Source organism: Streptomyces roseochromogenus subsp. oscitans DS 12.976, assembly GCF_000497445.1.
Classification (GTDB): domain Bacteria; phylum Actinomycetota; class Actinomycetes; order Streptomycetales; family Streptomycetaceae; genus Streptomyces; species Streptomyces oscitans.
Genome location: NZ_CM002285.1, coordinates 3820789 through 3823692 on the forward strand (window position 1 = coordinate 3820789; position 2904 = coordinate 3823692).

Annotated in this window: 2 protein-coding genes; both read left to right on the forward strand. The window is 67.2% G+C overall.

Annotated features, from left to right (window positions below; genetic code table 11):
* The coding region (locus tag M878_RS66195) for a 2-oxoacid:acceptor oxidoreductase subunit alpha (protein ID WP_023546232.1) at positions 1 to 1851 on the forward strand (1851 nt) is incomplete at its 5' end.
* Positions 1844 to 2904 (forward strand): 2-oxoacid:ferredoxin oxidoreductase subunit beta (locus tag M878_RS66200; RefSeq protein WP_023546231.1); only part of this gene is annotated, 1061 nt, incomplete at its 3' end. The genes M878_RS66195 and M878_RS66200, both read left to right, overlap by 8 nt.

Here is a 2904-nt window from a genome sequence, read left to right on the forward strand (position 1 = left end):
AAGGATGTGCGGCGTCTGGACCGGGTGATCATCCGGTTCGCGGGGGACTCGGGTGACGGTATGCAGCTCACCGGTGACCGGTTCACCTCGGAGACTGCGTCCTTCGGTAACGACCTTTCCACTCTTCCGAACTTCCCCGCTGAGATCCGCGCGCCCGCGGGCACTCTGCCCGGCGTCTCCAGCTTCCAGCTTCATTTCGCCGATCATGACATCCTCACTCCGGGGGATGCGCCGAATGTGCTGGTCGCGATGAACCCGGCCGCGTTGAAGGCGAACGTGGGTGATCTGCCGCGGGGTGCGGAGATCATCGTGAACACGGACGAGTTCACCAAGCGTGCCCTGCAGAAGGTGGGCTATGCCGCTTCCCCGCTTCAGGACGGTTCGCTGGACGGTTACAGCCTGCACCCGGTGCCGTTGACCACGCTGACGGTTCAGGCGCTGAAGGAGTTCGATCTTTCCCGTAAGGAGGCCGAGCGGAGCAAGAACATGTTCGCGCTGGGTCTGCTGTCGTGGATGTACCACCGGCCCACTGAGGGCACGGAGAGGTTCCTGAGGTCGAAGTTCGCGAAGAAGCCTGAGATCATGGCGGCGAACATCGCGGCGTTCCGTGCGGGCTGGAATTTCGGGGAGACGACGGAGGACTTCGCGGTCTCCTTCGAGGTCGCCCCGGCCGCGAAGGCGTTCCCGGTGGGTACCTACCGCAATATTTCCGGCAACCTCGCCCTGGCTTACGGTCTGATCACTGCTTCCCGGCAGGCGGATCTGCCGCTGTTTTTGGGCTCGTACCCGATCACGCCGGCGTCCGACATCCTGCATGAGCTGTCCCGGCACAAGAACTTCGGTGTGCGCACGTTCCAGGCGGAGGACGAGATCGCGGGGATCGGTGCCGCTTTGGGTGCGGCGTTCGGCGGGTCGCTGGCGGTGACGACGACGTCGGGTCCGGGGGTGGCGTTGAAGAGCGAGACGATCGGTCTGGCGGTGTCCCTGGAGCTGCCGCTGCTGGTGGTGGACATCCAGCGGGGAGGGCCGTCGACGGGTCTGCCGACCAAGACCGAGCAGGCGGATCTGCTGCAGGCGATGTTCGGGCGCAACGGTGAGGCGCCGGTGCCGATCGTCGCGCCGCGCACGCCGGCGGACTGTTTCGGGGCGGCGCTGGAGGCGGCGAGGATCGCGCTGGCGTACCGCACACCGGTGATGCTGCTCTCCGACGGGTATCTGGCCAACGGCTCGGAGCCGTGGCGGATCCCGGACCTGGACGAGCTGCCGGACCTGCGGGTGCAGTTCGCCACCAGTGCGAACCACACGCTGGCCGATGGCAGTGAGGTGTTCTGGCCCTACAAGCGGGATCCCAGGACTCTGGCCCGGCCGTGGGCGATCCCGGGCACGCCGGGTCTGGAGCACCGTATCGGCGGTATCGAGAAGCAGGACGGCACGGGCAACATCTCCTACGACCCGGCCAACCACGACTTCATGGTCCGCACCCGGCAGGCCAAGATCGACGGCATCGAGGTCGCGGACCTGGAGGTCGATGACCCGGACGGCGCGCGGACGCTGGTGCTGGGCTGGGGTTCGACGTACGGGCCGATCACGGCGGCGGTACGGCGGCTGCGCCGGGCCGGCGAGCCCATCGCCCAGGCCCATCTGCGCCACCTCAACCCCTTCCCGCGGAATCTGGGCGAGGTGCTGCGGGGGTACGACAAGGTGGTGATCCCGGAGATGAACCTCGGGCAGCTCGCCACCCTGATCCGGGCGAAGTACCTGGTCGACGCCCACTCCTACAACCAGGTCAACGGCATGCCGTTCAAGGCGGAACAGCTCGCCAGGGCTTTGAAGGAGGCCATCGATGACTGACACCGCAGGCGGGCTGCTGCAGCTGGTCCCCAAGGCCGAGGCCAAGCAGTCGATGAAGGACTTCAAGTCGGACCAGGAGGTGCGCTGGTGCCCGGGCTGCGGTGACTACGCGATCCTCGCCGCCGTCCAGGGCTTCATGCCCGAGCTGGGCCTGGCCAGGGAGAACATCGTCTTCGTCTCCGGCATCGGCTGCTCCTCCCGCTTCCCGTACTACATGAACACCTACGGGATGCACTCCATCCACGGCCGCGCCCCGGCCATCGCCACCGGCCTGGCCACCAGCAGGCGGGACCTGAGCGTGTGGGTGGTCACCGGTGACGGCGACGCGCTGTCCATCGGCGGCAACCACCTCATCCACGCCCTGCGCCGCAACGTCAACCTGAAGATCCTGCTGTTCAACAACCGGATCTACGGTCTGACCAAGGGCCAGTACTCGCCGACCTCCGAACTCGGCAAGATCACCAAATCGACCCCGATGGGCTCCCTGGACGCCCCGTTCAACCCGGTCTCGCTGGCGATCGGCGCGGAAGCGTCCTTCGTCGCCCGCACCATCGACTCCGACCGCAAACACCTGACCGAGGTCCTGCGCCAGGCCGCCGACCACCCCGGCACCGCCCTGATCGAGATCTACCAGAACTGCAACATCTTCAACGACGGCGCCTTCGACGCCCTGAAAGACACGCAGCAGGCCCAGGAGGCACTGATCCGCCTGGAACACGGACAGCCGATCCGTTTCGGCACCGACGGCGCCCGCGGTGTCGTGCGCAACCGGGCCACCGGGGACCTGGAGGCCGTCACCGTCACCGCGGACAACGAGGCGGACATCCTGGTCCACGACGCCCACGCCACCTCCCCGACCACCGCCTTCGCACTGTCCCGCCTCGCCGACCCCGACACCCTGCACCAGACCCCGATCGGAGTCTTCCGCTCCGTCGAACGCCCCGTCTACGACACCGCGATGGCCGACCAGCTCGACACCGCCATCGAACAGAAAGGCAAGGGCGACCTCGCCGCACTCCTGGCAGGCGGGGACACCTGGACAGTCATCGGCTG